Raw genomic sequence first — 23,985 nt, forward strand, 5'->3', positions numbered from 1 at the left:
TGCAAAAATTTTGCGATTTTTGACCGCTTATCATTAAGCATTAGCCGTTTGCACGTTTCTCTAAGATTTCAACTGCTGGTAATACTTTGCCTTCTACGAATTCTAAGAACGCACCGCCACCTGTTGAGATATAAGAGATTTTATCTGCAATACCGAATAAATCGATCGCTGCTAACGTATCACCGCCGCCTGCGATAGAGAATGCACCGTTTGCCGTTGCTTCAGCGATTGCGTTTGAAATCACTTCAGTACCTTTACGGAAGTTAGGGAATTCAAATACGCCAACTGGACCATTCCAAAGAATAGTTTTTGCAGATTTGATGATATTTGCTAATTCTTCTGCTGATTTGTCACCGATATCGAAAATTGATTCATCTGCTTGAACTTCAGATACCGCTTTTTCTGTTGCCGGAGCGGTTTCAGAGAATTCTGTACCTACACGTACATCAACTGGAACTGGGATATTAGTTGCTGCAGCTAAACGTTTTGCCTCAGCGATTAAATCTTCTTCATATAAAGATTTACCTACAGCATGACCTTCTGCTGCGATGAAAGTATTTGCGATACCGCCACCAACGATTAATTGGTCTGCGATTTTTGAAAGGCTGTCTAAAACAGTTAATTTAGTAGAAACTTTTGAACCGCCTACGATTGCTAACATCGGGCGTTGTGGTTCTTTTAACGCTTTACCTAAAGCATCTAATTCTGCCGCTAATAACGGACCAGCACATGCAACCGGTGCAAATTGTGCAACACCGTAAGTAGAACCTTCAGCACGGTGTGCTGTACCGAATGCGTCCATTACGAAAACGTCACAAAGCGCCGCATATTTTTTCGCAAGCTCAGGATCGTTTTTCTTCTCACCTTTATTGATACGTACGTTTTCAAGCACTACGATTTCGTTTTCCGCAACATCAACACCGTCTAAGTAGTCACGTACTAAGCGCACCGGCACACCTAAATCTGATGCATTTAAATAATCAACTACAGGTTGTAAAGAATTTGCTTCTTCGAAAACACCTTCAGTTGGACGGCCTAAGTGAGAAGTTACCATCACTTTAGCACCTTTTTGTAATGCTAATTTTAAGGTAGGAATGGTTGCACGGATACGTGCGTCAGATGTCACTTTGCCATCTTTTACCGGTACGTTTAAATCAGCACGGATAAATAAACGTTTGCCAGCAAGATCAAGGTCTGCCATTTTAATAACTGACATAGTAAGTTCCTCTTTTTTAAGTTTCAAAAATAAAACAGCATGATTATATCATTTTCTACCCATTTTGGGCGAATGTAGATCAAATTCTTGCACAATTTTGCAAAAAACAATCGATTTTTGACCGCTTATTTGACCTCTTCCACTCCAAATGGAGCACTACCACCAAGTGGTCCAGAAGAAATACGACAAGCAGCCAAGAATTAACACACAAGCGAAATTCATAATTAACCCGACTTTAACCATCTCACTTTGTTTTATATAGCCGGTAGCAAACACAATGGCATTTGGCGGTGTAGCAATCGGCAACATAAAGGCAGCGGAAGCACCACAAGCAATAATTGCCGCCAGTGAAATCGGTGGTAAACCGAGAGAGTTTGCTACCGAAATAAAAATCGGCATCATCAATGCAGCACTTGCGGTATTTGAAGTAAATTCAGTTAAAAACACAATAAACGCTGCCATAGAAAGCGTCATAATCAGCCAATGCTTATTACCGATATAATTTACGATACCGTCAGCCAGAATTTTACTTGCACCGGTATCTTTCAATACGATCCCAAGGGTTAAACCGCCGCCGAATAACATTAATACCCCCCACTCTGCGCGTTCTTGAATTTGCGCCCATGTCGCCGTATTCGTAATGCAAAGCACGACAACTGCAACCATTGCAATCACCGCATCAAAACTTTTAATTGATTCCTTTAATGCAAAAGCTTGGCGTACAACAGGTTCAATCACGCTACTAAAGGTTAATAAAATTGCGGTCACGCAAAAAACAGCTAATGTCGTTAAACGTTGTGCCGTTAATGGAATTTGTTCAACTTTTGCTTCAAACGGCACATTAAAGTTCGGGCGTAGCACAACTAATAATGAAAACACCATCGCAATCATTAATAACACAGCGACAGGCATACCATACGCAAGCCATTCAGAAAATGACACTTTAATATAAGAGGCTAAAATCGCATTTGGCGCAGAACCTACTAATGTTCCCATCCCACCGATACTTGAGCTAAAAGCAATGCCAAGCAATACAAATACATATAATCTGCGATGTTGTTGAAAATCTAACTGATGCAAAATCCCAAGCGTTAAAGGCAACATTAACGCCGCAACCGCCGTATTATTAATAAATAATGAAAGCCCTGCCGTAACACCAAATAAATAGATAACGGTAAGTTTTAAATTACCTTTGGCTAAACGAATCACATGGTTTGCGATCCATAAATCGATTTTCTGCAAATTAAGTACGGCAGCAATAACAAAACCACCAAAAAACATAAAGATAATAGGTTCAGAGAAAGGAGCGAAAGCCGCTTTGGTTGATAAGACATTCAGGAAAATGGCAAAAATAGGCACCATTAAAGAGGTAACAGTAATATTGAAAGCTTCGGTTAGCCATAAGATTCCGACAAAAATAAGCAATGCCAGTCCTTGATTCTCTTGCGGATTAAAGGGTAGCAGTTTAATTAACGTAAAAAATAGTATCAGATCCAGCAATAAAATTATCATGCCCCTCATTGGGCTTTTGGTTGTTCTTGACATAGTTATACCTCTTATTGTTTGCATATTGGTCTGTTATAGACGCTAAATTCGACAATAGCGTATTTTTATCAAAAGTAAAGAGATAAAACGGAAAATCAACCAATTATTTTATCTAGAGTACTCAATTAACTAATTACGCAAAAACAATTATCTTTTTACTATAAAATTGAATATAAACTCAAAATAAACCAATAAATATTCATTTCACAAAACAAAAAAGCGTAGCCGATACGCTACGCTTTTCAGAATTAAATCAATTTATTTCAACCAGAAGAAATAACCGATAAGAGAGATGACTAGAATACAAACGATACTGAGTTTATACGAACGTAACATATCGCTTTGTTTTACAATACCCGTACTAAATGCAATCGCATTTGGCGGCGTCCCCACTGGCATCATAAAGGCACATGAAGCACCAAAGCCGATAACTAAAGCGAATGCACGAGGGTCAAGGTTTAATGACTCTGCAATTGAGATAAAAATCGGTACAAGCAACGCCGCACTTGCCGTATTTGACGTAAATTCGGTTAAACACACGATAAACGCTGCGATAATCAAGCAAATAATGTAATAGTGTTTACCTTCAATTAATGAAACGATACCTTCCGCCATAATTTTACTCGCACCAGTATGACTTAACACATAACTTAAGGTTAAACCACCACCGAATAAGAACAACACGCCCCATTCAGTTCCCTCTTGTAATTGATTCCAAGTGGTGACACGTGAAGCACATAAAGCAAGTGCCGCCACCATTGCAACCATACTATCGAAATTACCGATATTTTTTGATAGTCCTAACAATGGCGAAATAAAACTATTTACTTGTTGCCCGAAAACCCAACAAAGCGCAATCACCACGAAAATACTTAGGGTAATCAGACGTTTACGGTTCATTGGAATATCTTCTGCATGATACTCGAAACTACCTGAAAACTTCGGACGGAAATTAAAATACAACACCACTAATGCCATTGGTAATAGGATAGCCACCATCGGCAAACCATAGAGTAACCATTCGGCAAAGCCAATACCTAACTGTGATGCGGCAATCGCATTCGGGGGGCTCCCCACTAAAGTCCCCATACCGCCAAGACCTGCACTATAAGCAATACCTAAAATCACAAACGCAAAAGTATTATGATCACGCTCTTTATCCATATTACTTAATAAGCCGAGAGCCAGCGGTAACATCATTGCCGCCGTTGCAGTGTTACTCATCCACATGGAAAGTACTGCGGTTACAAGGAAGAGGTAAAGTACTGCGACAAATAAATTACCTTTGGCAAGTGCCATAATTTTGTTTGCAATTAATTTATCAATTTTTTGAATATGCAGTGCTGTAGCTAATGCAAAGCCACCAAAAAATAAGAAGATTGTCGGATCAGCAAATGCTACGAGAGCTTGCTTAGATTCAACTAATCCTAACAAAACGGAAAGAACCGGAATAAATAATGCAGTTATAGTAACGTGCATTGCTTCGGTAAGCCATAACACCGCAACAAAAGCAAGTAAAGCAAGTGCTTTAGTCGGAGCAGGATCAAAAGGTAGAAAGTTAAGTAATGCTAAAAATAAAATAACATCAAGAATATAAATGATGGTATTCCGACGATTTTTAGCCACGTCTTCTTTAAATTGCTTAGCTTCTGGCATTCAATGTCCCTCATGTTTCGAATTTGATTAGGATGTTACGATTTATTTAAAACAAAGTGACTATATCAAAAAATCATTTCAAAAAAATAACCAAAATACAAAAATATGAGGTATATCATAATTTTTAGTAAGAAATTTAAATAGGTACTACCAATTTATATAAAAAAACGCCCTATTCCGGTTTATATTTTAACCAAGTAATAAGGCGTAATCGGTTGATTTTAACTAGCTTTTTGTAATGCTATATTTATAACCAAAATAGATAACCGACTGTTGCGATCACAATAATACAGATGATATTTAACCAGAAACCGGCTTTAACCATTTCATTTTGTTTAATTTGCCCCGTACCAAATACAATCGCATTCGGCGGCGTTGCTACCGGCAACATAAAGGCACAGCTTGCACCTAAGCCAATGATTAACGCTAAACCAAGCGGTGGCATATTAAGTGCTTGTGCAATCGAGATAAAGATCGGCACTAATAACGCTGCACTTGCCGTATTTGAAGTAAATTCGGTTAAGAAAATAATAAATGCGGCAACAATAAGTCCAATTACATAAAAATGGCTGCCGTCAATTAATGCGACAATACCATCCGCCATAATTTTACTTGCACCGGTTTGCCCGAGCACTGCACTCAAGGTTAAACCGCCACCAAATAGGAATAACACGCCCCATTCCGTATTCTCTTGAACCTGTTGCCAAGTTGCCACACGAGTAATACAAATTAATGCGGCAGCGACCATTGCCATAATACTGTCAAAGCTACCAATATTGCCTTTTAAACCTAATAAGCCTGAAAGCAACGGATTAAGCTGTGAACTAAATACCCAACTTAAAGCAATAAAGGCAAAAATAATCAAGGTCAGAATACGATCACGATTAAGCTCAATCTTTTCAAAGGTTTGCTCAAACTGTACATTAAATTTAGGCTTAAACACCACATATAGCACACCCACCATTAATGGCAGCAAAATAAACATAATCGGTAAACCATGTTTCATCCAGTCTGCAAATGACATATGCAATTGTGACGCCGCGATCGCATTTGGCGGACTGCCGACCAAAGTACCCATTCCGCCAATACTTGCGCTATAAGCAATACCCAGTAATACGAATACATAAGTATTATGATGTTGAGAGCGATCCAATTTGCTTAAAATCCCCATCGCCAACGGTAGCATCATTGCAGCGGTTGCAGTGTTACTCATCCACATTGAAAGGAATGCCGTCACCGTAAACAAATAAATCACCGCAACAGAAAATTTACCCTTTGCCATTGCCATAATTTTATTCGCAATGAGACGATCCAATTGCTGAATATGTAATGCGGTCGCTAAGGCAAAACCACCAAAGAAAAGAAAAATTGTTGGATCGGCAAACGCTACTAACGCATCTTTAGATTTAACCAGCCCTAATGCAATTGAGAGAATCGGCACAAGTAACGCCGTTACGGTTACATGTAAGGCTTCGGTAAGCCATAACACAGCAACAAAGATTAACAGCGCTAAACCTTTATTCGCTTCAGGCGCAAAAGGTAATGTATTGAGAAGAATGAAAAACAATGCAACATTTGCAATAAAAATCACATTATTACGCATATTGGTTTTCTTGATAGATAAAGAAGTTGCGTCCATAGCGCCCCCACAATCGGACAATTAAAATTCAGAGGCACTATACACAAAATTTTAAGGAAAGAAATAGATATGTAATAAAAATGTGAACTTTATCAAAAATATTTTTAGCTTTTTATTAACATTTCTATAACAATAAAAGCGGTCGATTTTCGCTAATATTTTACAAGCGGAAGGCTCTATCATTTTAGCCTGCCAAATTGCAAAAATTCAGTAAAAATCGACCGCTTATTTTTATTGGGTGCTACACACTAAGATCCGCTTCGTCACCACGATTTTGTAACCATTGTTTACGATCTTCCGCACGTTTCTTCGCCAGCAACATATCCATAATTTCAAACGTATTCGGCTCATTTTCTTCGGTTGTATCCAACTCATCAAGTGTAAGCTGTACTAAGCGGCGCGTACTCGGATCCATTGTTGTTTCACGTAACTGACTTGGATTCATTTCGCCTAGTCCTTTAAAACGTTGCACATTCGGTTTACCTTTTTTCTTGACTAAGCGAGCTAAAATCGCTTCTTTTTCCGCTTCGTCAAGTGCGTAATGCACCTCATCTTTACCGATATCAATCCGATAAAGCGGCGGCATTGCCACATAAACGTGACCGTTTTTGACTAAATTCGGGAAATGACGCAAAAACAATGCACATAATAAAGTCGCAATATGTAAACCGTCCGAATCCGCATCGGCAAGAATACATACCTTACCATAACGCAATTCATCTAAATTATCGTTGTCCGGATCAATCCCAAGTGCTACCGCAATATCATGCACTTCTTGCGAAGCAAGCACTTGATCGGAAGACACTTCCCACGTATTCAGAATTTTACCTCGTAATGGCAAAATCGCTTGATAATCTTTATCACGCGCCTGTTTTGCCGAACCACCCGCAGAATCCCCTTCCACTAAGAACAGCTCGGTACGGCTTAAATCTTGCGAAGTACAATCAGCTAATTTACCCGGTAACGCAGGACCGCTCACCAATTTTTTACGCACCACTTTTTTCGCCGCACGTAAACGACTTTGCGCTGATGAAATCGCCATTTCGGCAATCAATTTACCGGTTTGCACGTTTTGGTTTAGCCATAAACTGAACGCATCTTTGATTGTACCATCCACATAACTTGACGCTTGACGAGACGAAAGACGCTCTTTAGTTTGCCCTGCGAATTGCGGTTCTTGAATTTTTAACGAAAGCACATAAGCACAGCGATTCCACACATCATCAGCGGTTAATTTAACACTCTTCGGCAATAAATTATGAATTTCGCAGAATTCCACCATTGCTTTTAATAAGCCATTACGTAAACCGTTTACGTGCGTACCGCCTTGTGCAGTCGGAATCAAGTTCACATAACTCTCAGCTAATAACTCGTCACCTTCCGGCAACCAAGTTAACGCCCAACTTACCCCTTCAGTTTCGGCGGTAACATCACCAATAAACGGCGGATTCGGCAAACATTCGAATTCTTTTAACGCTTCGCTTAAATAATCGGATAAACCGTCTTCGTAATACCAGGTTTCACTATTATTATTGATATGATCAACGAAGTTGATGGTTAATTTCGGACAAAGTACCGCTTTGGCACGTAATAAATGGCGTAAACGGCTTACCGAAAATCTCGGCGAATCAAAGTATTTCGGATTTGGATAGAAACGAACGGTCGTACCGGTTTGTTTTTTCGGACAACTGCCAATTACAGTTAATTCTTCTACTTTTACTCCGTTTTCAAAGGCAATCGTATAAATTTCACCGTTACGCTTAATTTTGATTTCCACACGTTGCGAGAGGGCATTTACTACCGAGATACCCACCCCGTGCAAGCCGCCTGAAAACGTATAGTTTTTATTGGAAAACTTACCGCCTGCGTGTAGCTTAGTGAGAATTAATTCCACACCGGAAATTTTTTCCGTAGAGTGAATATCAACCGGCATTCCTCGGCCGTTATCAATTACTTCCAACGAATTATCCGCATGGAGAATCACGTCAATTTGAGAGGCGTAGCCGGATAGCGCTTCATCGACACTATTATCGATAACTTCTTGCCCTAAATGATTCGGACGAGTGGTATCCGTGTACATTCCGGGACGAAGTTGGACGGGTTCAAGATCTTTTAAAACGGTAATTTCATCAGCACCGTAGCGTTTATCAGACATGACTAAACTCTCTTAATGGACAGAAAAACAGGTATTTTACTGGCAAATTCCCCATTTGTTGAGTAAAAAATACTGTTTTAATGATTTTTTGTTTCGCCAAGCAAAGATTTTTTGATGATAAAACTAAACTGGCTCCCCTTACCTAATTCACTTTTGATTTGTAATTGCGAGCCGTGTTGCTCTAAGGTATATTTCACAATCGCCAGCCCTAAACCACTTCCGCCGGTTTGATTACTGCGTGATTCGTCCACTCAATAAAAGCGCTCGGTCAAATGCGGTAAGTGTGTTTCTTCAATCCCACCCCCATTGTTTCGCACGCTAAACTCAGCTCCTCCGCTACACCAGTGCCAATCCACTTCAATAATCGAACCATCACCAGCGTGTTTAACCGCATTATAAATTAGATTGGAAAGCGCACTTTGTAGCTGGCTTTCATCGCCTAACACGGTAATATTCGGAGTGATATTAAAAATAATTTGTTGTTTACTGTACTTTAAAAAATCCGCATTTTTTGTAATGCCAAAATCATTGCCGACATTTCAACTACATAATGTTTTTTTACTGGAAGACATTTCGATTTTCACCAATAAATTCAGAAAATACTTTTTAAACTCTTCATAAAGCTTGCGAAATATGTACCCAAGTGGTGAACACTTTACGGCTACTTTTCCGGTTTGAATCAATTAAATTGTTCTCGACTATAGACTTTTTCCGGATGGATCATAAAGAAGTGTAATAATTTATATTCGGTGCCGCTTAAACTAATTTCTTTTTTCTAAAAAGTCACTCGTTTGGCATTTTGATTAAAAAATCAAATCATCAATATTAATCATGTCATTATTTTGATAGGTACGTCTAAACAAAGCTTCAATACGAGCAATCAACACTTTGGGAGAAAAAGGTTTGGTCACATAATCGTCCACACCGGAATTAAGGCAAGTAATGCAATCGTCTTCCGATTTTTTTAAATATTGAATAAATTGGATACCGGAACGAACGCCCCGGTAACATCCAATCCAGCAAAATCAGTTTAGTTTTTTCATCCAATTTTTTTACCGTGCTCTAATAGTCTTCCGCTTCAATAGCTTGATAATTCTTCTGCCCTAAAAACAGTGAAATCATTTCTCGAATCGCTTTTTCATCTTCGACAATCAAGATTTTTTCATTCATCTCCGGCTCCTAACCTTTTGCTACGAATAAGCGGCCAAATTTGGCAAAAAATTTACAAAATTTCAGCAGAATAACCCATTTAACCTCGAATATAATCTTCGGTACGTTGAAATCTCAGTTTATCAAAGATTTGCTTTGTTTCACCAAATTCGACTAACTTGCCTAAATACATATAATCCGAACAGCGTGCCGCTTGTTGCATGTTATGGGTCACAATCGCCACCGTGTAATCGTGTTTTAATTCACAAATCAATTCTTCAATTTTCATTGTTGAAATTGGAGCAAGAGGTTAGCAAAACTCATCTAGCCACAAGACTTCCGGCTTAACCGTAATACTGCGCGCAATACATAAACGTTGTTGCTGACCGCTACCGGAACCGATAGATTGATAATTTACTTTATTGCCCGTTTCTTTTTCATAAAGTGAAGCTCACTTCGCATAAATCGGATAGGGAAATGGAGCACCTGCACCAGTAATTATTTCCGCATAACTTGATACTATTACGCCTAATGAAAGCCCGAATACTACACATTTTTTAGCTGCTTTTACCAATAACATATTGCTCTCCTCATAGATGTTTGAAACAGCCGTTTGGAATAGATTATTTAGTTTATGCACATTCTAAAAAAACAATATGACGGTTTGATGACAATTTAAAAATAAATAAAACCAGCAATTTGCAAAAAATTTATCGTTTTAGACCGCTTAATATCGAGCATTCCGGGCTATCATTGCCACAGCAAGACTTACTCCAACTTTTCAGTAAAGAAAGCATTTGTTGTAAATCAGCAATTTTCTGCTGAAGTTCTTCAATATGTTGCTCGGTAAGCCGTTTCACTTCTCGACTGGTGCGATGCGGATAATCATTTAGCTTTAGTAACTCGCCGATCTGCACTAAAGAAAATCCGACCTTACGTGCATTACTGATAAAATGTAAACATTCTAAATCCGCCGCCGAATAAACTCGATAGCCACTACTTGAACGGGCTGCCTGTGGCAGTAAACCGGCTTTTTCATAATCACGAATTTGCTTAGCCGATAATCCGGAATGCTCCGCAGCTTGACTGATATTCATATTATTACCTCTTGACCTTAACCTAGGGTTAAGGTCTATGATACGCCAAAATCTTTAGTTATAAATAGGAGAATTCATATGAGTATTACTTTAAAACTTGACGACTTACATTGCGGTAACTGCGTAAAAAGTGTGGAAAAAGCGCTTAATGCCGTGGAAGGTGTAACCAAAGCGACCGTAACTTTAGATCCGCAACAAGCGATTGTTGAAGGTTCCGCCACTGCCGAAGCCCTTATCGCAGCCGTTGATGACATTGGCTTTGAAGCGGAAGTTATTTAACTATTACCACGGAATACACAGAAAACACTGAACATTTCCGTGAAATCCGTGTATTTCGTGGTTAAATTCACTAGAAATAAAAGATATGGTTAAAGAACAACAACTTTTAATTGACGGAATGCACTGTGCCGCTTGCGTGCGTCGGATTGAAAAAATCTTGATGAAAGTGGAAGGTGTCACTTTTGCTTCGGTCAATCTTGCCGATCAAACTGCATTTGTACAAGGCGAAGCGGATCCAAATGCAATGGTACAAGCGGTCGAAAAAATCGGTTTCGGTGCGGAAATTTTAGAAAGCGAACAAGAACGCCGAGCCAAACAACAAGCCCAAACCCAACGCACCTTAAGCCATAAAAAATGGCAGTTTATTGTAGCGTTAATTGTCGGCTTTGGTTTGGTGGCATTGGGTTTAGTTATCGGCATGATCCCAAATTTAACCAATTTAATCTATTGGTTTATTGCCGCTGCGATCAGTTTATTTACCATGTATTTTACCGGTAAAGATTTCTTTGTCGGTGCGTGGATCAGCTTAAAAAATAAAGCCTCCACCATGGACACTTTAGTCACACTCAGTACCGGTGTCGCTTGGCTTTACTCCTTCTGGCTAACGCTTTTTCCCCAACCGCAAGCACACGTTTACTATGAAGCCAGCGTGATGATTATCGGCTTTATAAATCTTGGCAAATTTCTTGAATTAAAAGCCAAACAGCGTTCCTCACTCGCTTTAGAAAAATTACTCGATCTTGCTCCACAACAAGCGGTCATTTTTGATCAAAATAATGCAACTCAAACCATTCCAGTCAAAGGCATCAAACCGGAAATGCGTGTGCAGGCACTCACCGGCGACCGCCTTGCGGTAGATGGCAGATTGGAAAGCGGTTCTATTTGGGTTGATGAATCAATGCTGACCGGCGAAGCGTTACCGATTGAGAAAAAAGTTGGCGATAAAGTACGTGCCGGAACGCTGATTCAAGACGGAGCCGGCATCTATATCGCCGAACAAGTCGGCAGCCAAACCGCCCTTGCCCGTGTAATTAATGCTGTGCGTCACGCGCAATCAAGTAAACCGCCGCTCGCACAATTTGTCGATAAAGTGGCAAGTATTTTCGTACCGGTTGTAGTTGCGATTGCATTGATAAGCGGTCTGATTTGGCTGTTTTTAGGCAAAGAATTTTCATTTGTCCTCTCGATTTTTACCACCGTGTTAATTATCGCTTGCCCGTGTGCGCTCGGTTTGGCGATTCCGCTTTCCACCATTGCCGGCGTGGCGAGAGCCGCTGAATTCGGTGTATTAGTGCGGAATATCGAGGCTTTGCAAGCAGGTTCTGAAATCGACACGCTGGTATTCGATAAAACCGGCACACTAACCACCGGCAAAATGACGGTTTCGGATATTCAAACCTTTAACGGTTTCGATCTGAATCGTGTGTTACGACTAGCAAAAAGCTTAGAAGTCCACGCTTCTCACCCGATTGCCAAAGCGATTGTGAAATTTGCTGAAAATCAGACCACTTGTGAAGTCACAAACGTTCAAGTGGTAAAAGGTGCAGGGATTATCGCCAACTTAGGCGAAGATCAAATCAAGGTGGGTAATGCGAAGTTTGTCAATTTTTCCGGAAATTTAATCGCTTCTCGAGCCACGCAAATTTTTGTGGCGGTAAATGAGCAATTAGCCGGTATTTTATCGGTGGAAGATCAGTTACGTAATGAATCCAAAGCGATGATCGAAAAATTTAAAGTAGAAGGCTATCAATGCTTAATGCTAACCGGCGACCGCCAAGCGACTGCGGAATATTTCGCACAACAACTCGGTTTAGACGGCGTGATTGCCGAAGTTTTACCGGAACAAAAAGCGGATAAAATTCGTGAACTACAAGCCAAAGGCAAAAAAGTGGCGATGATTGGTGACGGGATTAACGATGCACCGGCTCTCGTTCAAGCAAATGTGGGCATTGCGATGCACAACGGTTCGGATATTGCGGTCGAAACCGCCGATCTCTCGCTGATGCAACACGGCTTAACACCGGTAGTACAAATTCTGCCGTTTGCCAAACGCGTACTACGCAATATGAAGCAAAGTTTGCTCGGGGCATTTATGTATAACGTGATCGCCATTCCAGTTGCCGCTGGCGTGCTTTATCCGTTTACCGGCTGGCTACTCAACCCAATGATCGCCGCCGTTGCAATGACAATGTCTTCCATCACCGTAGTACTGAATAGTCAGAGATTGTTGAAGTAGCTTATAAACAAGCGGTCAAATTCTAAAAAAAATTAACCACGGAATACACGGAACAACACGGAAATATTATTCGGTGTAATCTGTGTATTCCGTGGTTTTATTCTGCCACTAGCCCCCCGACTTACGGCACACAAAATCAAACCATGTAGTTGGTAAAATGCGTCTTAGCCACCAAAACAGTTTAGTTGGGAATGTGACTTGATAGCGAGCTTTTGGTTTTTGATCGGTTAACGCTTTTAGACAGGCTTCCGCCACTGCTGATGCTGGTTTAGCAAACGGATTATCATTCTTTTTAGTTGCCAAACGCTGATATTGCTTTTGGTTAAATGCCGTTTTAGCAGTATTTTCCACATCAATATATTTGGTGAGTTTATCCAAAGAATTTGAGCGAAAATCGCTTAAAATCGGGCCCGGCTCAATCAAACTGACATAAATATTTGAGCCGTGTAATTCGTGACGTAACGTATCCGCCATTCCCTCTACCGCAAATTTAGAGGCATTATAAGCACCTCGAAAGTGCATTGCGGCAAAGCCTAAAATGCTGCTGGTAAGTAAAATACGTCCGTGGTTCTGCGCGCGGAAAATTTTAAGTGCATGATTCATCACTTCCCACACGCCAAACACATTGATTTCAAATAATTCACGTAATGCTTCACGCGGTAAATCTTCCACACAGCCCGGTTGCCCCTGCCCTGCGTTGCAAAATATTGCATCTAAACCGCCACTTGCTTTTATATAGTCAAACGCCTCGACAATTTGTGCTGAATCCTGCACGTCAAGCTGAATACATTCGAAACCTTCCGCTTGCAAGCGGTCAATATCCGCCAGTTTTCTGCAACTGGCAATCACTCGCCAGCCACTGTCTTTCAACAATTTAGCGGTGGCATAACCGATACCGGAAGAACAACCGGTGATTAGAATCGTTTTCATACTTTCCTCGATACTTTCTGCAATCGTTAACGAATCACACTCACAAAACCTTCGGTAGCTTCCGCTTCTCTGGCTAACGAAATACCTTCATCCTCTTTCGGTGATCCGACTAACAATAAGCCGATCACTTTATCACCGACACGGCAACCGAACGTTTCACGTAATAGCGTTCCGTCCACCCATTTTTTGCTGATCCAAACCGTTTCAAAACCTTGAGCGTTAGCAGCTAATTGCATTGCATAAGTTGCACAACCTGCACTAACAATTTGTTCCCATGCAGGTACTTTCGGTGATTCGTGATCAATTTTTGCCACAATGCCGATCACCATCGGCGCTTGGCTGGAAAGTTTATCCGCCTTAGCCGCATTTTTCTCATCCATATTAAATTCCACTGCGGCAGCAGCTAAACATTCTCGTAATTTCGACATTCCGCTTTTTTCGATCACCACAAAGTGATAAGGCTTCATTTTGCCGTGATCCGGCGCACGCAATGCCGCTTTAATCATATTTTCAACTTGCTCCGCAGAGGGCGCAATTTCACCAAATTTTTTATTTGAACGACGGCGATGTAATAAATCTAAAATTTCCATAGTCTGCTGTACTTTATGTAAAAATTGCATTAAGAATAACATATTTTATTAATTCTAAGCCGTTTTTATGGTAGCTTATCCCACAAAATACTTACACTCATTAGGACTACTATGTTAAAAATGTTGAAAGGGCTTTATCAGATTTTCCGCTGTATTCGAGAATTTGTCTTAAGCCTATTCTTTATTATTTTCGTACTGATTTGTTTTGCACTTACCACATTATTACAACAAGAATCAAAACATCAAAATCAACAACCTTTTTTCGAAAAAGGGGCATTACAACTCAATTTAGATGGTTACTTAGCCGATAATCATGACGAATACGGTGATTTACACCGCTTAATTCAAAGCGAATTAGGTAATAATGAGCCGATAAAAATCTCAACCTTTGATGTGGCTCGTAGTATCAATAAAGCCATGAAAGATGAGCGTATTACCGGCTTGGTGCTTGATTTAGGTTATTTCCAAGGTGGGGACATTGCATCATTACAATTTATCGGTGCACAAATCAACTATTTTAAACAATCCGGCAAACCGGTTATTGCAATTGGCGAACAATACAGCCAAGCACAATATTATTTGGCAAGTTTTGCCGATAAGATTTACCTGAATAAAGCCGGTTTTGTTGATATTCATGCACTTAGCTATAGCAATATCTATTTCAAAGCCTTGCTCGATAAAATCGAAGCCGTGCCACATATTTTCCGTGTCGGTACTTACAAATCGGCTGTAGAGCCGTTTATTCGTGATGATATGTCGCCAGAAGCAAAACAAAACACACAAACATGGCTCACATCAATTTGGAATAATGTCCGCCAAGACATTGCTCGCAATCGCCAAATTCAGCCGGAACAAGTTCTACCGGACAGCCAAACTTATATCGAAAAATATAAACAGCTAAAAGGCGATGATGCGCAATATGCATTGAATCAAAAATTAATTACGGAAGTTACCACACCAAGTCAAATTCAAACCGCTTTAATTCAACAATTCGGAGAAGATAAAGAGGGTAACTATAATCACATTGATTATTTTGATTATGCTCACGGGCTTACAGATCGTTTTCATGTTAAAGCCGAAAACAAAATTGCGATTATTAACGTAGAAGGTCAAATCGTAAGTGGCAAAAGCTCTCAAAATTCAGCGGGCAGCGACACCATTGTTAAACAGTTGCGTAAAGCACGTGAAGACAAAAATGTGAGAGGCGTTATTTTACGAGTAAATAGCCCCGGCGGCAGCGCAATGGCTTCGGAAATTATTCGCCAAGAATTAGAAGCGATTCAACTTGCCGGTAAACCGGTTGTGACATCAATGGGCGGTATGGCGGCTTCTGGCGGTTATTGGATTTCGGCAACCAGCGATAAAATTATCGCCAGCCCGACTACCATTACCGGTTCTATCGGGATTTTCGGCTTAGCCACTAGCTTTGAAAAAACCGCTAAAAATTTAGGTGTAACGGAAGACGGTATTTCACTTTCACCATTTGCCTCTTCCAGCTCGTTAAAAACATTGCCGAAAGAACAAGCGGAAGTGATTCAAATCAGCATTGAAAATGGCTACGACCGATTCCTAGAATTGGTCAGCCGCGGGCGAAATATCCCTAAACAGGCTGTAGATAAAATGGCACAAGGACAAGTTTGGTCGGGTGAAGATGCGTTAAGACACGGCTTAGTGGATGAATTAGGTGATTTTGACACCGCTTATGACGTTATCACCGAATTAGTCAATCAACAACGCAAAGCGAAAGGCGAAGCCGCAATCGAACACTTTAGAGCGCAATGGTTTATTGACAGTGATGACAGTCTACTAGGTTCATTCCTAAAAGGCTCTAAACTCAAATTCCAATTGAGTTCATGGTTAGGACTTCCAGTTGCAACTCAAGCTCAGCAATCACTCGAGTTACTACAACAGTTTAACGATCCTAAACACGCCTATTTATATTGCCTCAGCTGCGGCACGATAAAATAGCTTGTTACAAGCGGTTAAATTTGCAAATTTTTTTACAAATTTAACCGCTTATTTTTTCTTCCCTCACTTCTCTTTTTTGTTTATAGTAGCGCCCTTTCTAGTGATCCAACGCCATTAAATATGAACCAAAAGCAACTTATAAAATTAGCTGTATTACTGATTGTTTCGGCAATCTCTTATTTTTTCGGTAATCAAAGTAATAAGTCAGAACCGGTTAAACAACCACAGCCGCAGCAGCAACAAAACGACTACGCAACGGAAACCGATACGCCGATTGCCAAAGCACCGCAGGCACAATCCGCTTCAGCGACTCAAGCAGCGCTTTCGATGAATTATGATGCCAAAATGTATGAAGATAAAATTGGGCAAAACAAGCACGCACCGGTTGATTACTATATGCTGGTACTTTCTTGGTCACCGGCTTTTTGTGAATCACAACGCAATAAAAACCAAGGTGATGTGCCGCAACGTTTAGCTTATCAATGCGCCGGCAGTCAAAACTTCGGCTGGGTTATTCACGGTTTATGGCCACAAAATGCTAAAGCACGTTCGGTTGATCAGCATCCTCGCTATTGCCAAGGCGATTTACCGGAAGTGTCAGCAAAAATTATTGAGCAATATCTACCGGAATCACCGGGTGCTGCATTATTACAAGGCGAATGGGAAAAACACGGCAGCTGCGCTTTCGATAGTGCGGAAAGGTATTTTGCCAAACAAAAAGAGTTGTTTTACAGCCTGAAACTACCGGCAAAAAATCTACGCCGAAATGATTTATTCCAATGGATGCGTAAACATAATCCGCAGCTACGCGGCGTTTATTTAGGCGCAAGCAAGACCGAACTCTACGTTTGCTACGATAAACAATGGCAGCCAATGGACTGCCCGAAATAAATGACGGAATCAGTCTCAAATACTGCTCTCATGCGTCAGCTCAAAATGCAGGTTCAGCGTCAGCTTAAACGCAATTTGGAGCAAGCCAATACTCACTTCAATAAAACTTTTACACCGCCGACAGTCAGCTATGCCGTGCGTGGTGTAAAAGCCGGTGTCGCTTATCTACAACGTAATGAAATTCGTTTCAATCCTGTTTTATTGGTAGAAAACGGGCAATCTTTTATTCAGCAGGTTGTACCGCATGAACTTGCTCACGCTTTGGTTTATCAACAATTCGGGCGAGTCCAACCACACGGTAAAGAATGGAAAATGATGATGGAACAAGTTTTCGGTGTACCGGCGGAAACCTATCACTGTTTTGATACACAAAATGTCATCGGCAAACAATTTGCCTATCAATGCGGCTGTCAAACGCATCTACTTTCTTTACGTCGTCATAATGCCATCGTACGAGACGGTCGCCGTTACCTCTGTAAGCAGTGTAAACAAATCCTCACTTCCAAAGACAATTTGTAACAAGCGTTAAAATAACGTTAAAAGGTACTAGACATTATTCTATAAGCGCCTAAAATTAACGCAATTTTTTGACTTTTATCAATTTATTATCATTTGGAGTATTTTATGACAATGGAAACTATCGTTGTTGTCGGTGGCGGTGCTGGAGGTTTAGAACTTGCTACCTACCTCGGCAATAAATTAGGCCGTAAGAATAAAGCAAAAGTTATTCTTATCGATCGTAATGCAACCCACCTTTGGAAACCACTGCTACACGAAGTGGCAACCGGCTCCTTAGATGAGGGCACCGATGCACTCAGCTATCGTGCACACGCTAAAAATCACGGTTTTGAATTCCAACAAGGCACGCTCACCGCAGTAAGTCGTGATAAAAAAGAAGTCGCGCTTGCGCCAATTTATAACGAACAAAATCAGCTGTTAGTGGAAGAACGCCATATCGCTTACGATAAATTAGTGATTGCAATCGGCAGTAAATCGAATGATTTCAATACTAAAGGTGTGGCGGAACACTGTATTTTCTTAGACGGTTCGGAACAGGCGCAACAATTCCAAAAGCGTATGATGGAATTATTCCTACAGTTCTCTCACAGTGAAGATCAAGATGTAAAAATTGCGATCGTAGGTGGCGGTGCAACCGGTATTGAACTTTCAGCAGAACTTTATAATGCGGTAAAACACTTAAACTCATACGGTTTTGGTAAATTGAATCGAGCGAGTCTAAAAGTCACCTTAGTTGAAGCTGGCTCACGCTTAATTCCTGCATTAACTGAAAAAGTATCGGCTTCCGCCCTCGCTGAATTACGTAAAGCTGGTGTAGACGTTCGCTTAAATACCATGATTACTGAAGCGGTAGAAAACGGCTTAATCACTAAAGACGGTGACAAAATTGAAGCTAACCTAATGGTTTGGGCTGCCGGTGTTAAAGCGCCTGATTTTGTAAAAGAATTCGGCTTTGAAACTAATCGTCTAAACCAAATTGAAATCAAAGATACCTTACAAACAACGGTAGATGACTCGGTATATGTAATTGGTGATTGCGCATCGCTTATCCAAGATGGCAAAGCGATTCCACCACGAGCGCAAGCCGCACACCAAATGGCGACACAATGCGGTAAAAACATTGTGGCGGTACTTGAAGGCCAAGAACAAAAACCGTTTAAATTCAATGATAAAGGTTCTCTACTTTCGTTCTCTCACTTCGGTACGGTCGGTAACTTGATGGGTAACTTAATGAGCGGTGATATGTTTATCGAAGGTAAAATTGCACGCCTTGCTTACCTCTCGTTATACCGTATGCACCAAGTTGCTTTACACGGCTGGGTAAAAACCGGTCTGATTTTATTAGTCGGTCAAATTAACCGCTTCCTCAGACCGTCAATGAAGTTACATTAAGCAAAACAAGCGGTCATATTTCCGCAAAATGTTGCAAAAAATTAACCACGGAATACACAGATTACTCGGAAATTTTATTCTGTGTAATCAGTGTATTCCGTGGTTTTATTTGGTCTATATCTTACTCTCTCCCCTTGTGGGAGAGAGACAGCTTGTTGAATCGTTTAGCGAAAACAAGCAGAGAGAGGAGGGGAATTACTTCTTCCAACCTTTTAACGCATCGGCAAACGCATTGTTGGCGAACTGATTACGTTGTGATTTATTGCCAGAGAAGCGGTCAGATTTTTCGCTATTTTTGCGATTTTCTTGCGGATTTCGACCGCTTGTCGGTTTGTCGGTCGGCTTGTCTTCTAAACGCATAGTTAGCGCAATACGTTTACGCTGTACGTCCACTTCTAAGACCTTCACTTTCACCAAATCACCGACTTTCACCACTTTATGCGGATCTTCTACAAAGCTGTTCGATAACATTGAAATATGCACCAAACCGTCTTGATGTACTCCAATATCCACAAAAGCACCGAAATTCGCAACATTGGTTACCGTCCCTTCTAAGATCATTCCGACTTTCAGATCCTTAATATCTTCTACGCCATCCATAAAGGTTGCGGTTTTAAATTCACCACGTGGATCGCGTCCCGGTTTTTCCAGCTCTTTGAAAATATCGTTTACAGTCGGTAAACCGAATTGCTCATCAACAAAATCTTTTGCATTCAGTTGATGAATACGAGTTGTATTGCCCATTAATTCGGTAAGAGTCGAATCAGTCGCTCGCAGAATTTTTTCTACTACCGGATAAGCCTCAGGATGCACGCTTGAAGCATCTAACGCATTTTTACCACCGACAATTCGCATAAAACCGGCACACTGTTCAAAGGCTTTCGGTCCTAAACGAGGCACTTTTTTCAGGTCGGAACGTGCGTTAAAACGTCCGTTTTCATCACGAAACGCCACGATATTTTGCGCTAATGTTTTGCTCATACCGGCAACACGAGCCAGTAATGGCGCAGAGGCAGTGTTAAGATCTACGCCAACCGCATTTACACAGTCTTCAACCACTGCATCCAGTTTGCGAGCCAGTTGTGACTGGTTTACATCGTGTTGATACTGCCCAACACCAATCGCTTTCGGTTCAATTTTTACCAATTCCGCGAGTGGATCTTGTAAACGGCGAGCAATCGACACTGCACCACGTAATGAAACATCTAACTCAGGGAATTCATTTGCCGCTAATTCGGAAGCTGAATAAACCGAAGCACCTGCCTCACTTACCACTACAGTTTGCGGAATCAACATATCCGGTTTACTTTCCTTGATCTGTTTTAACACATCTTTCGCAAAACGCTCCGTTTCACGAGAAGCCGTACCGTTACCAATCGCAATCAGCTCAACATTATGCTGCTTAATTAATTTATACAGCGAAACTTCCGCTGCCGCTTTGCCTGTTGTATGCGGATAAATGGTGTCGGTCGCCAATAATTTACCGGTATTATCTACCACTGCCACTTTCACACCGGTGCGTAAGCCCGGGTCTAGACCCATGGTATTTTTTGCTCCTGCCGGCGCAGCCATTAATAACGCAGACAGATTGCGAGCAAATACGTCAATCGCTTCTTCTTCCGCTTTCTCACGCAATGCACCCATTAATTCGGTTTCCAAATGAAGTGCCGCTTTAATTTTCCACGTCCAAGCAATCACTTGCTCACGCCATTTGTCTGCCGGTTGTTGATTGAATATCACGCCTAAATGCTGGCGAATAATTTCTTCGCAATGGTTTGTTCGAGCGCCTTCTTCCGCTTCAGGATCCGCATTTAACGAAAGCGATAATATACCTTCATTTCTGCCTCGGAACATCGCTAACGCACGGTGCGAAGGTACTGATTTAAACGGTTCGCTATGGACAAAATAATCTCGGAATTTTTCGCCTTCTTCTTCCTTACCTTCAATCACTTTTGATTCCAACGTTGCGTAATCGGTTAAATATTGGCGTAATTTTGCAAGTAATTCGGCATCTTCTGAAAAACGCTCCATCAGAATATAACGCGCACCGTCTAACGCAGATTTAACATCCGCTACACCTTTTTCCACATCAACAAAAGATTCTGCTAACACTTCCGGTGATTGGCTCGGATCATTCCATAAGCTATCTGCCAACGGCTCAAGCCCCGCCTCAATCGCAATTTGCCCACGAGTACGGCGTTTTGGTTTATAAGGCAGATAAAGATCTTCTAATTCGGTTTTACTTTCAGTCGTTTCAATTTTGACACGTAATTCATCTGTCAATTTACCTTGATCTTCAATTGACTTAAGGATCGTTTGACGGCGATCATCTAACTCACGTAAATAAATTAAACGTGTTTCAAAATGACGTAATTGAGTGTCGTCTAAACCGCCGGTGACTTCTTTACGATAACGTGCGATAAATGGAATGGTATTACCCTCATCGAGTAATTTGATTGCAGCGAGAATTTGATGTGAGCCAACAGAAAGTTCTGTGGCAATAATCTGGCTAATTTGTGTATTGAGCTCTGACATTGCGTTTTCCTAACAAATAAAATTCGCTTTATTTTAGCAGTAAAAAAGACAATGCCCAAAAATAAAAGTTCGAGCTAGCGCAGTACCGCTGCTCTTGCTTTATCCAGCTTTTCTAATTGGCTTAACGCTTCGTTTACTTTAGCTAAATTCGGCTCTTGTTTGGCACATAATACAATATTTTCTAAGCTATCCGCTTGATGATAGTAAGGCTGCTCGCTTTTCACCGCTTGCTCAAACTGCTGATATGCCTGATCAAACTTGGCTTGTTTACACAGAAAAGTACCGTAATTATTTAATACGTCCGGACGATTATCACTTAATTTCAATGCTTGCTGATAAGCCTGTTCTGCATGAACTTGATCACCGATTTGCTGATAGTAATAAGCTAAAACGGAGTGGGGTAAGTAATCGTTTTGATCGTGGCTTAGTGCCTTATCAATATTCTCTTTCGCTTTGGGTAAATCATGTTGATCGAGATACGCTAAGGCTAAATTGATACGGGCTTTAACCGCTTCCGAGCGATTAAAAGTAGTTTGGGAGGTCGGAGAATTAGAAGAACAACCGAACAACACGGATAACAGCATACAAGCGGTCAAATTTCGCAAAAATTTTGCAAGGTTCATATTGTTCTCCTCAAGATATACTCCCTTCGCTTGAGTTGCTTAGGGAGAAATTGGTTAATGGTTTTGTACCGCAATACCTTTGCCAAACTTACGTTTTTCCATGGTACGTTTGGTTCGGTCAATGACATCACCGGCAAGCTGACCGCAAGCAGCATCAATATCATCACCACGTGTTTTACGCACAATTACCGTAAAACCGTATTCCATTAAAGTTTTTTGAAAACGATCCACCCGGCTATTTGAACTCTTACCGTAAGGGGCCTCCGGGAACGGATTCCATGGAATCAGGTTGATCTTACACGGGGTATTTTTTAAGACTTCGGCTAATTGATGTGCGTGTTCCGTGCCGTCATTAACGTGATCTAATAAAACGTATTCAATCGTCACTTTACCGTGGTTCGCATTCGATACTTCAAGGTATTTATGCACGGAATCCATTAACATTTTGATATTGTACTTTTTGTTAATCGGCATAATTTCATCACGTAACTCATCGTTCGGTGCATGTAATGAAATCGCTAATGCCACGTCAATTTTTTCACGCATGATATCAAGCGCCGGCACTACGCCCGCAGTTGAAAGTGTTACACGGCGTTTTGATAAACCGTACGCAAAATCATCTAACATAATTTCCATTGCAGGAATCACGTTATTTAAGTTGAGTAACGGTTCACCCATCCCCATCATTACCACGTTGGTAATCGGACGCACACCGGTCACACCAAAGTTACCAATGATTTTCGAAGCTCGCCATACCTGACCGATAATTTCAGAAACGGTTAAGTTACGGTTAAAACCTTGCTGAGCGGTTGAACAGAATTTACAGGCTAATGCGCAACCAACTTGTGAAGAAACACATAGAGTCGCACGATCCGCTTCTGGAATATACACGGTTTCAATTTGCTGATCACCTACCTGCATCGCCCATTTGATTGTGCCGTCACTTGAACGCTGTTCAACAGACACTTCCGGTGCTTTAATTTCTGCAATTTGTTTTAATTTTTCACGCAATACTTTATTGATATTGCTCATATTATCGAAATTGTCTTCACCAAAATGGTAAATCCATTTCATTAATTGGTCGGCACGAAACGCTTTTTCACCCATTTCGGCAAATAACTCGCGCATCTCTTGGCGAGTTAAGTTCATGAGGTTAATTTTTTCTGATTTAGGGTGCTGTACTGCGGCATTCGTTGCTTGAATTTCGCTCGTACAAGTTTGGGTTTGTTCTGACATGAGAGTAAAAGCCTCGTTGTTACACGGTTTACGGCAAAAGGATTAGTTTTGCAGGTTGATAAAATAAAAAGACCGCAAATTTTACTCGTCTATAGGGTTTAAGGCTAGTGATTTTTAAACGAAATGGGAAGTTTTTAATCTGAAATTTTCGATCAAGATCGCAAAAAAAGTGATGAAATGCAAAGATAGAAGGTAAAATAGCAAATTTTAAATGTTATTTGATGATAAATTAAAGAAGTAAGATAAGAAATAGTGGTGGGCGATACCGGTCTCGAACCAGTGACCCCCTCCTTGTAAGGGAGGTGCTCTCCCAACTGAGCTAATCGCCC

At 40.9% G+C, this 23,985-nt stretch carries 17 protein-coding genes, 1 tRNA gene and 4 pseudogenes; 6 read left to right on the forward strand and 16 right to left on the reverse strand.

Going from position 1 to position 23,985, the window contains the following annotated elements:
• Positions 1 to 40 precede the first annotated feature (40 nt).
• The 10 genes and pseudogenes from C228_RS0103745 to C228_RS0103800 all read right to left on the reverse strand — a co-directional run bounded on the left by C228_RS0103745 (position 41) and on the right by C228_RS0103800 (position 10,457).
• Complete coding sequence (locus tag C228_RS0103745) at positions 41 to 1,216, reverse strand: phosphoglycerate kinase (protein WP_018651361.1); 1,176 nt, start codon at positions 1,214 to 1,216, stop codon at positions 41 to 43.
• Between the two features lie 156 nt (positions 1,217 to 1,372).
• Positions 1,373 to 2,761 carry an SLC13 family permease gene (locus C228_RS0103750; protein WP_026313176.1) on the reverse strand — a complete coding sequence of 463 codons (1,389 nt, stop codon included), beginning with the start codon at positions 2,759 to 2,761 and terminating at the stop codon, positions 1,373 to 1,375.
• Positions 2,762 to 3,019: 258 nt separating this feature from the next.
• On the reverse strand, positions 3,020 to 4,417 hold the full coding sequence (locus tag C228_RS0103755) for an SLC13 family permease (protein ID WP_018651363.1): 1,398 nt from the start codon (positions 4,415 to 4,417) through the stop codon (positions 3,020 to 3,022).
• 247 nt (positions 4,418 to 4,664) lie between these two features.
• Entirely contained in the window at positions 4,665 to 6,056 is a 1,392-nt protein-coding gene (locus tag C228_RS0103760; protein WP_018651364.1) for a DASS family sodium-coupled anion symporter, read from the reverse strand.
• Between the two features lie 241 nt (positions 6,057 to 6,297).
• The gene (gene parE, locus C228_RS0103765) at positions 6,298 to 8,211 is read right to left on the reverse strand and encodes a DNA topoisomerase IV subunit B (RefSeq protein ID WP_018651365.1); all 1,914 of its coding nucleotides are present in this window, start codon (positions 8,209 to 8,211) and stop codon (positions 6,298 to 6,300) included.
• Positions 8,212 to 8,288: 77 nt separating this feature from the next.
• Positions 8,289 to 8,807, reverse strand: a pseudogene (locus C228_RS13270) (ATP-binding protein); the annotation flags it as partial.
• Positions 8,808 to 8,899: 92 nt separating this feature from the next.
• Positions 8,900 to 9,333: pseudogene (locus C228_RS13275) on the reverse strand (response regulator); the annotation flags it as partial.
• 127 nt (positions 9,334 to 9,460) lie between these two features.
• A pseudogene (locus C228_RS15045) lies at positions 9,461 to 9,751 on the reverse strand (ATP-binding cassette domain-containing protein); the annotation flags it as partial.
• Positions 9,737 to 9,940 (reverse strand): annotated as a pseudogene (locus C228_RS15145) (phosphate ABC transporter substrate-binding protein PstS); the annotation flags it as partial. The pseudogenes C228_RS15045 and C228_RS15145, both read right to left, overlap by 15 nt.
• Positions 9,941 to 10,070: 130 nt before the next feature.
• Complete coding sequence (locus C228_RS0103800) at positions 10,071 to 10,457, reverse strand: Cu(I)-responsive transcriptional regulator (protein WP_018651370.1); 387 nt, start codon at positions 10,455 to 10,457, stop codon at positions 10,071 to 10,073.
• A gap of 78 nt (positions 10,458 to 10,535) precedes the next feature.
• On the opposite strand from C228_RS0103800, the gene C228_RS0103805 reads away from it, so the two are divergent.
• Entirely contained in the window at positions 10,536 to 10,736 is a 201-nt protein-coding gene (locus C228_RS0103805) for a heavy-metal-associated domain-containing protein (protein ID WP_018651371.1), read from the forward strand.
• Positions 10,737 to 10,821: 85 nt separating this feature from the next.
• Positions 10,822 to 12,972, forward strand: coding sequence for a heavy metal translocating P-type ATPase (locus C228_RS0103810; RefSeq protein ID WP_018651372.1), 2,151 nt, complete (start codon positions 10,822 to 10,824; stop codon positions 12,970 to 12,972).
• Between the two features lie 108 nt (positions 12,973 to 13,080).
• Here the strand turns inward: C228_RS0103810 and C228_RS0103815 are convergent, their stop codons facing one another.
• The gene (locus C228_RS0103815; RefSeq protein WP_018651373.1) at positions 13,081 to 13,902 is read right to left on the reverse strand and encodes an SDR family NAD(P)-dependent oxidoreductase; all 822 of its coding nucleotides are present in this window, start codon (positions 13,900 to 13,902) and stop codon (positions 13,081 to 13,083) included.
• 26 nt (positions 13,903 to 13,928) lie between these two features.
• Positions 13,929 to 14,492, reverse strand: coding sequence for a nitroreductase family protein (locus C228_RS0103820; protein WP_026313179.1), 564 nt, complete (start codon positions 14,490 to 14,492; stop codon positions 13,929 to 13,931).
• Positions 14,493 to 14,603: 111 nt separating this feature from the next.
• Here C228_RS0103820 and sppA point away from each other — a divergent pair, with 111 nt between their 5' ends.
• The 4 genes from sppA to C228_RS0103840 all read left to right on the forward strand — a co-directional run bounded on the left by sppA (position 14,604) and on the right by C228_RS0103840 (position 19,262).
• Positions 14,604 to 16,460 (forward strand): signal peptide peptidase SppA, encoded by a 1,857-nt coding sequence (gene sppA / locus C228_RS0103825; protein ID WP_018651375.1) that lies wholly within the window; start codon positions 14,604 to 14,606, stop codon positions 16,458 to 16,460.
• 120 nt (positions 16,461 to 16,580) lie between these two features.
• Positions 16,581 to 17,351, forward strand: coding sequence for a ribonuclease T2 family protein (locus C228_RS0103830; protein ID WP_018651376.1), 771 nt, complete (start codon positions 16,581 to 16,583; stop codon positions 17,349 to 17,351).
• A complete protein-coding gene (locus C228_RS0103835) occupies positions 17,352 to 17,870 on the forward strand; it encodes a SprT family zinc-dependent metalloprotease (RefSeq protein ID WP_026313180.1) in 519 nt (172 codons plus the stop codon).
• A 111-nt stretch (positions 17,871 to 17,981) separates the two neighbouring features.
• Complete coding sequence (locus C228_RS0103840) at positions 17,982 to 19,262, forward strand: NAD(P)/FAD-dependent oxidoreductase (RefSeq protein WP_039770751.1); 1,281 nt, start codon at positions 17,982 to 17,984, stop codon at positions 19,260 to 19,262.
• 195 nt (positions 19,263 to 19,457) lie between these two features.
• On the opposite strand, the gene C228_RS0103845 is transcribed toward C228_RS0103840, so the two are convergent.
• The 4 genes from C228_RS0103845 to C228_RS0103860 all read right to left on the reverse strand — a co-directional run bounded on the left by C228_RS0103845 (position 19,458) and on the right by C228_RS0103860 (position 23,985).
• The gene (locus tag C228_RS0103845; protein WP_018651379.1) at positions 19,458 to 21,797 is read right to left on the reverse strand and encodes a Tex family protein; all 2,340 of its coding nucleotides are present in this window, start codon (positions 21,795 to 21,797) and stop codon (positions 19,458 to 19,460) included.
• A gap of 74 nt (positions 21,798 to 21,871) precedes the next feature.
• A complete protein-coding gene (gene pilW, locus C228_RS0103850; RefSeq protein ID WP_018651380.1) occupies positions 21,872 to 22,420 on the reverse strand; it encodes a type IV pilus biogenesis/stability protein PilW in 549 nt (182 codons plus the stop codon).
• A 54-nt stretch (positions 22,421 to 22,474) separates the two neighbouring features.
• Positions 22,475 to 23,656: a dual-specificity RNA methyltransferase RlmN gene (gene rlmN, locus C228_RS0103855; protein ID WP_018651381.1), complete on the reverse strand. Its 1,182-nt coding sequence runs from the start codon at positions 23,654 to 23,656 to the stop codon at positions 22,475 to 22,477.
• A 253-nt stretch (positions 23,657 to 23,909) separates the two neighbouring features.
• Positions 23,910 to 23,985: transfer RNA gene (locus tag C228_RS0103860), tRNA-Val, on the reverse strand.

It is taken from the genome of Actinobacillus capsulatus DSM 19761 (genome assembly GCF_000374285.1).
Taxonomy (GTDB): Bacteria; Pseudomonadota; Gammaproteobacteria; order Enterobacterales; family Pasteurellaceae; genus Actinobacillus; species Actinobacillus capsulatus.

Coding starts and splice junctions, on each gene's coding strand:
- C228_RS0103840 (WP_039770751.1), top strand. CDS start 17,982: ATGGAAACTATCGTTGTTGTCGGTGGCGGTGCTGGAGGTTTAGAACTT.
- C228_RS0103755 (WP_018651363.1), bottom strand. CDS start 4,417: ATGCCAGAAGCTAAGCAATTTAAAGAAGACGTGGCTAAAAATCGTCGG.
- sppA (WP_018651375.1), top strand. CDS start 14,604: ATGTTAAAAATGTTGAAAGGGCTTTATCAGATTTTCCGCTGTATTCGA.
- C228_RS0103745 (WP_018651361.1), bottom strand. CDS start 1,216: ATGTCAGTTATTAAAATGGCAGACCTTGATCTTGCTGGCAAACGTTTA.
- pilW (WP_018651380.1), bottom strand. CDS start 22,420: ATGAACCTTGCAAAATTTTTGCGAAATTTGACCGCTTGTATGCTGTTA.
- C228_RS0103845 (WP_018651379.1), bottom strand. CDS start 21,797: ATGTCAGAGCTCAATACACAAATTAGCCAGATTATTGCCACAGAACTT.
- C228_RS0103830 (WP_018651376.1), top strand. CDS start 16,581: ATGAACCAAAAGCAACTTATAAAATTAGCTGTATTACTGATTGTTTCG.
- C228_RS0103815 (WP_018651373.1), bottom strand. CDS start 13,902: ATGAAAACGATTCTAATCACCGGTTGTTCTTCCGGTATCGGTTATGCC.
- C228_RS0103750 (WP_026313176.1), bottom strand. CDS start 2,761: ATGTCAAGAACAACCAAAAGCCCAATGAGGGGCATGATAATTTTATTG.
- C228_RS0103835 (WP_026313180.1), top strand. CDS start 17,352: ATGACGGAATCAGTCTCAAATACTGCTCTCATGCGTCAGCTCAAAATG.
- C228_RS0103810 (WP_018651372.1), top strand. CDS start 10,822: ATGGTTAAAGAACAACAACTTTTAATTGACGGAATGCACTGTGCCGCT.
- C228_RS0103805 (WP_018651371.1), top strand. CDS start 10,536: ATGAGTATTACTTTAAAACTTGACGACTTACATTGCGGTAACTGCGTA.
- parE (WP_018651365.1), bottom strand. CDS start 8,211: ATGTCTGATAAACGCTACGGTGCTGATGAAATTACCGTTTTAAAAGAT.
- C228_RS0103820 (WP_026313179.1), bottom strand. CDS start 14,492: ATGGAAATTTTAGATTTATTACATCGCCGTCGTTCAAATAAAAAATTT.
- C228_RS0103760 (WP_018651364.1), bottom strand. CDS start 6,056: ATGGACGCAACTTCTTTATCTATCAAGAAAACCAATATGCGTAATAAT.
- C228_RS0103800 (WP_018651370.1), bottom strand. CDS start 10,457: ATGAATATCAGTCAAGCTGCGGAGCATTCCGGATTATCGGCTAAGCAA.
- rlmN (WP_018651381.1), bottom strand. CDS start 23,656: ATGTCAGAACAAACCCAAACTTGTACGAGCGAAATTCAAGCAACGAAT.